The organism is Paracoccus sp. S4493 (assembly GCF_000967735.1).
GTDB classification, from domain to species: Bacteria; Pseudomonadota; Alphaproteobacteria; order Rhodobacterales; family Rhodobacteraceae; genus Paracoccus; species Paracoccus marcusii.
Genome location: NZ_JXYF01000182.1, coordinates 1 through 5,807, shown reverse-complemented (window position 1 = coordinate 5,807; position 5,807 = coordinate 1). Strand labels below are relative to the sequence as shown.

Below are 5,807 nucleotides of genomic sequence, written 5' to 3'. Positions count from 1 at the left end.
GACATCAGGCGGTTGTGCGTGCCCATGCCCGGATGGCGCCCGCCCGGTTCCAGCGTCAGGCCGCGACCGGCCAGCCACGCCGCCCCTTCGTCCAGGGTGCGGGCGGCGATGGCCACGTGATCGAAGGCCAGGCTCACCCGCGATGGGCGCCCGCGGCCAGGTCGCGGACGAAGGCCAGGATTTCCGGGACGGGGCGACCCTCGCCGATCTGCTTGACGATGGCGCTGCCGACGACGCAGCCGTCGGCGACGGACGCGATCGCCTCGGCCGCCTCGGGGGTCGAAATGCCAAAGCCCACGACCACCGGCAGGCCGGCGGCGGCGCGGATGCGCGCGACCTCGGGGGCGACGTCGGCGGCATTGGCAGCGGCCGCGCCGGTGATCCCCGTGACGCTGACGTAATAGACGAAGCCCGTGATGTTCCTGACCACCGCAGGCAGGCGGCGGTCGTCGGTCGTCGGCGTCGCCAGGCGGATGAAGTTCAGCCCCGCGGCCGTGGCTGGCACGCAGAGTTCGGAATCCTCCTCGGGGGGCAGGTCGACGACGATCAGGCCGTCGATCCCCGCCTCGACCGCATCCGTTAGGAACTGGGTCACGCCGCCCTTTCGAGCATAGATCGGGTTGTAATAGCCCATCAGCACGATGGGCGTCGTGGTGTCGTCGCGCCGGAATTCGCGCACGATGTCCAGCGTGCGGCTGACGCTGCCGCCCTGGGCCAGGGCACGCTGACCCGCCGCCTGGATCGTGCTGCCATCGGCCATCGGGTCGGTGAAGGGCATGCCCAGTTCGATGATGTCCACCCCCGCGTCGGGCAGGCCGCGCATGATCTGCAGCGCGGTCGCATCGTCGGGGTCGGATGCCATCATGTAGGCCACGAAGGCCTTCTTGCCCTGGGCCTTGAGCGCCGCAAACCTGTCGTCGATTCTGGTCATGTCCGTCCCTGCATTCTTTGGCACAATCCCTAGCGCGCATGGGGGGTGGGTGCAATCTCCGGGCGCGGGTCGGGCGCGGGCCGGGCCAAGGCTGGACTTGGCCGCGCGGGGGGCGTAACAGGCGCGGGATATTCAGACGGGAAAGGGTGCTGTCATGGGCTTTCGAATGGGGATCGTGGGCTTGCCGAACGTGGGCAAGTCGACGCTGTTCAACGCATTGACGAAAACCGCCGCCGCACAGGCCGCGAACTTCCCGTTCTGCACCATCGAGCCCAACGTGGGCGAGGTCGCAGTCCCCGACCCGCGGCTGGACACCCTGGCCGCCATCGCGGGCAGCAAGCAGATCATCCCGACGCGCATCACCTTCGTGGACATCGCGGGCCTGGTGAAGGGCGCCAGCAAGGGCGAAGGCCTGGGCAACCAGTTCCTGGCCAACATCCGCGAGACGGACGCCATCGCCCATGTGCTGCGCTGCTTCGAGGATGGCGACATCACCCATGTCGAGGGCCGCGTCGACCCGCTGGCCGATGCCGACGTGATCGAGACCGAGCTGATGATCGCCGACATGGAATCGATCGAGCGTCGCCTGGCCAACCTGTCGCGCAAGCTGAAGGGCGGGGACAAGGACGCGCTGGATCAGGACCGCCTGCTGCGCCAGGCGCTGGCCGTGCTGAACGAGGGCCGCCCGGCGCGCACCATTTCCGTTTCCGACGACGACCGCCGCGCATGGGACATGCTGCAGCTGCTGACCGCAAAGCCCGTGCTGTTCGTCTGCAACGTGGCCGAGGACGAGGCCGCCAACGGCAATGCCCTGTCCGAGAAGGTCCGCGAGATGGCCGAGGCGCAGGGCGCGGGCCATGTCGTGATCTCGGCCCGGATCGAGGAGGAGATCAGCCAGCTGGACGCCGAGGAGGCGCAGATGTTCCTGGGCGAGATGGGGCTGGAGGAGCCTGGCCTGGACCGGCTGATCCGCGCCGGATACAGCCTGCTGGGTCTGCAGACCTATTTCACCGTGGGCCCCAAGGAGGCCCGCGCCTGGACCATCACCAAGGGCACCCTGGCCCCGCAGGCGGCGGGCGTGATCCATGGCGATTTCGAGAAGGGCTTCATCCGGTCGGAAACCATCGCATATGACGACTATGTCGCCGGCAAGGGCGAGGCCGGGGCGCGCGAGGCGGGCAAGCTGCGCGTCGAGGGCAAGACCTATGAGGTCAAGGACGGGGACGTCCTGCACTTCTTGTTCAGCGGCTGATGAGGAAAGGCGGGCCAGGCGGCCCGCCTTGTTCGTTCAGGAATAGGTCAGTTCGGTCGCCTTGCCGCGGAAGACCGTGTAGGCCAGCACCGAATAGGCGATGATGACCGGCAGGACGATCAGCGCGCCCACCAGGATGATGATCAGCGCCTCGGGTGCGGCGGCGGCCTGATAGATCGTCATCTGTTCGGGGACGACATAGGGGTAGAAGCTGTATGCCAGCCCCCCGAACGCCAGGACGAACAGCGCCGTGGTCAGGGCGAAGGGCGTCCAGGCCATGCGGTCGTTCTCCATCGGCAGCACGTGCAGCACCCGCCACAGGGTCGCGATCAGCACCACCGACAGGATCGGCAGGGGGGCCAGGATCGCGAATTCGGGCCAGCTGAACCATTTGTCCCAGATGCGGGCACTGACCAGGGGCGATGCGGCCGAGATCGCGGCGATGCCCGCCACCAGCCCCCAGATGCCGCGCCGTGCCCACAGGATCGCCTTGGCCTGCAGGACGCCCTCGGCCTTGCCGATCAGCCAGGTCGCACCGATGACGCTGAACCCCACCGTCAGGAACACCGCCGTCAGCAGCGCAAACGCGATGTTGATCCAGCTGAGCTGCAGCCCGGTGACATAGAGGCCCAGCATGAACCCCTGCGCCAGGGTCGAGGCCAGGCTGCCCGCGAAGAACGCCCGGTTCCACGCGGCGCGGTGACGGGTCGGGGCCTTGGCGCGGAACTCGAACGCGACGCCGCGCAGGATCAGGCCGATCAGCATGACCGTCACCGGCAGGTAAAGCGCGGTCAGGATCACCCCGTGCGCCACCGGGAAGGCCACCAGCAGCAGGCCGATGGCCAGGACCAGCCAGGTCTCGTTCGCGTCCCAGAAGGGACCGATCGAGGCGACCATGCGGTCGCGTTCCGACGGGATGGCGAAGGGGAACAGCAGTCCCACCCCCAGGTCGAAGCCGTCCAGGACGACATAGACCAGGATAGAGATGCCCATCAGCATCGCGAAGACGAAGGGCAGCCAGATGAACGGATCACCAAAGAGGTGCATGATCTACTCCGCAGGTTGCAGGGCGCGCACGCCCGCGTCGGGGGTGGGCAGGTCTGGGGTCAGCGGGTCGTGGCGTGCGGCGCGGCGCGCCAGATAGGTCAGCGTGCCCAGATAGGCGGCCATCAGGACCGCATACACCAGAAGGTAGGCGACCAGGCTGGAGGCGACCATGCCGCCGGTGACGGGGCCGACCGCCTCCTTGGTCGTCAGGACGCCCGTGACCAGCCAGGGCTGACGCCCGATCTCGGTCACGTACCAGCCCGCAAGCGTGGCGATCCAGCCCGAGAAGCCCATCGCGGCAAAGGCATAGATCCAGGCGCGCGGCAGGCCTTCGACCCCGCGGCCGCGGCGCATGAACCACAAGGCCGACCAGGACAGGGCCAGCATCGCCATGCCCATGCCCACCATGATCCGGAAGCTGAAGAAGACCGGGGCCACGGGCGGGTGTTCGGGGGTGCCGTCGGCGGCCACGAAATCGTTCAGGCCCGGCACCTCGCCCTCCAGGCTGTGCGTCAGGATCAGGGATGCGACGTTGGGGATGGCGATCTCCATCCGGTTCTCGCGCGCCTCCTGATCGGGCAGGGCGAAGAGGACCAGCGGCACGTTGCCCTGCGTCTCCCAGTTGCCCTCCATCGCGGCGACCTTGGCGGGCTGGTGTTCCAGCGTGTTCAGGCCGTGCATGTCGCCGGCATAGATCTGCAGCGGGATCAGCACCGCGCCAAGCGTCGCGCCAAAGCGCAGCGTGGCACGCACTTCGGCCCCCCGGTCGCCCCATATCCAGCGCAGCGCCGAGATGCCCGCGATGAGGAAAGCCACCGTCAGCCCCGAGGCCAGCAGCATGTGCGTGAGTCGGTAGGGCAGCGACGGGTTGAAGATGATCGCCATCCAGTCGGTCGCGTGGACCACGCCGTCGATCACCTCATAGCCCGCGGGCGTGTGCATCCAGCTGTTCAGGACCAGGATCCAGAAGGCCGACAGCGTGGTGCCGAACGCCACAAGGAAAGTCGCGGTCGTGTGCAGCCAGCCCGGCACGCGACGAAAGCCGAAGAGCATGATGCCCAGGAAGGCGGCCTCGAGGAAGAAGGCGGTCAGCACCTCATAGGCCAGAAGCGGCCCGGCGATGTTGCCGACGCTTTCCATGAAACCGGGCCAGTTGGTGCCGAACTGGAACGACATGGTGATGCCCGACACGACGCCAAGCGCGAAGGACAGGGCAAACACCTTCACCCAGAAGCGATAGGCATCCATCCATTTTTCGTCGCCCGTGCGGTTGAAGCGCAGCTTGAAGAACAGCAGCACCCAGCCAAGCGCGATCGTGATGGTCGGGAACAGGATATGGAACGAGATGTTCGCGGCAAATTGAATCCGCGACAGAATCAGCGGGTCCATGGGTTCAGCCTTTCGATTGAGGTTTGCTGCGGCGGATCGGGATCAGCTTGCCCGCGCCGTCGACAAGGCGGCCAAGACGGGCGCCCATGTTCATCAGCGCGACCAGGCGCTCGGTCTCGAACCGGGCCAGGTCATCGTGGAACCGCGTCATCTGTTCGATCAGCTGGCGCAGTTCGGCGATGCGGGCGTGGGCTGCGCGGTCAGACGGGTCAGGTTCGGCCATCGACAGTTCACGCAGCTTGGTCAGCGTCGGGTCGATCTCGCGCTTGCGCCGTTCGTTGATCAGCGTGCGCACGATCTCCCACAGGTCGTCGGGCGTGGTGAAGAATTCGCGCCGGTCGTCCTGCTGATGGCGCAGGCGCACCAGGTTCCAGCTTTGCAACTCCTTGAGCGCCATCGACACGTTCGAACGGGAGAAGCCCAGGGCGGCGACGATGTCGTCCGCACACAGCGGCTCATCCGCCAGGAACAGCAGGGCATAGACCTGACCGACGGTTCGGTTGATGCCCCACCGCGATCCCATTTCACCGAAATGCAGGATGAATTCCTGCCGCAAGGCCGACACTGACATTCGCTTGTTCCCGTCATTTCAGAAATTACTGAAAATAACATAGAGCAAGCGGCGCGCTGGCATAGCGGGCAGGTTGTCGCATCCGCATATGAAAAAGCCCCCGCCTTTTCGGGCGGGGGCGTCAAGTCAGTCTGTCCGGGTCGTCAGTTGGCGATGACTTGGCAGGGCTGCGACCGGCTTTGCATCCGCTCGCATGCCAGTTCGGCATGGCCCTTGGAGAGGTTTCCGAACTGCGGCTCGAACCCGCGATTGGTGTTGGCGACGTGCCGGCGCGCCGCGCCGAACAGGTTGCCGTCCTGCAGGGCCAGACGCAGCAGCAGCCGGTCAGCCTCGGCCTGAGAGGTGTAGCGGCCCAAGCTGACGCCCCAGTTGCGGCCGCTGTCGGTGGGACGGCGCACGACCTCCAGTGCCTCGGGCGCGCTCAGGTCGCCTTCGCCCATCGCGGCCAGGATCACGGTTTCGGACCGCGGCTTGGGCGCCCTAGAGCTGTCCAGCGACAGGGTGCCGGGGGCCGCCTGCATCTGCGGTTCCGGGGCGGGCGCGGCTGCGGGCTCGGGCTGGGCGACGGCGGCGATGCTGGCCGTGCGCCGGGGCGAGGGTGCAGGGCGCGCCGATCC

6 protein-coding genes and 1 pseudogene are annotated in these 5,807 nt (G+C 67.2%); 1 reads left to right on the top strand and 6 read right to left on the bottom strand.

All coding sequences use genetic code 11. The features are described 5' to 3' along the window. Together TW83_RS20070 and trpA are read right to left on the bottom strand one after the other, a co-directional pair. The coding region (locus tag TW83_RS20070; RefSeq protein WP_239441403.1) for a VOC family protein at window positions 1–116 on the bottom strand (116 nt) is incomplete at its 3' end. A 17-nt stretch (window positions 117–133) separates the two neighbouring features. Further along, the gene (gene trpA / locus TW83_RS16055) at window positions 134–931 is read right to left on the bottom strand and encodes a tryptophan synthase subunit alpha (protein WP_045983790.1); all 798 of its coding nucleotides are present in this window, start codon (window positions 929–931) and stop codon (window positions 134–136) included. 154 nt (window positions 932–1,085) lie between these two features. Between trpA and ychF the strand changes: the two genes are divergently transcribed. After that, complete coding sequence (ychF, locus tag TW83_RS16050) at window positions 1,086–2,183, top strand: redox-regulated ATPase YchF (RefSeq protein WP_045983789.1); 1,098 nt, start codon at window positions 1,086–1,088, stop codon at window positions 2,181–2,183. A gap of 36 nt (window positions 2,184–2,219) precedes the next feature. Here the strand turns inward: ychF and TW83_RS16045 are convergent, their stop codons facing one another. The 4 genes and pseudogenes from TW83_RS16045 to TW83_RS21225 form a co-directional block, all read right to left on the bottom strand. Next, complete coding sequence (locus TW83_RS16045) at window positions 2,220–3,230, bottom strand: cytochrome d ubiquinol oxidase subunit II (RefSeq protein WP_045983788.1); 1,011 nt, start codon at window positions 3,228–3,230, stop codon at window positions 2,220–2,222. Window positions 3,231–3,233: 3 nt separating this feature from the next. After that, the gene (locus TW83_RS16040; RefSeq protein ID WP_045983787.1) at window positions 3,234–4,619 is read right to left on the bottom strand and encodes a cytochrome ubiquinol oxidase subunit I; all 1,386 of its coding nucleotides are present in this window, start codon (window positions 4,617–4,619) and stop codon (window positions 3,234–3,236) included. Between the two features lie 4 nt (window positions 4,620–4,623). Continuing rightward, window positions 4,624–5,190 (bottom strand): GbsR/MarR family transcriptional regulator, encoded by a 567-nt coding sequence (locus tag TW83_RS16035; protein ID WP_045983786.1) that lies wholly within the window; start codon window positions 5,188–5,190, stop codon window positions 4,624–4,626. Between the two features lie 143 nt (window positions 5,191–5,333). Beyond that, window positions 5,334–5,807, bottom strand: a pseudogene (locus tag TW83_RS21225) (D-alanyl-D-alanine carboxypeptidase); the annotation flags it as partial.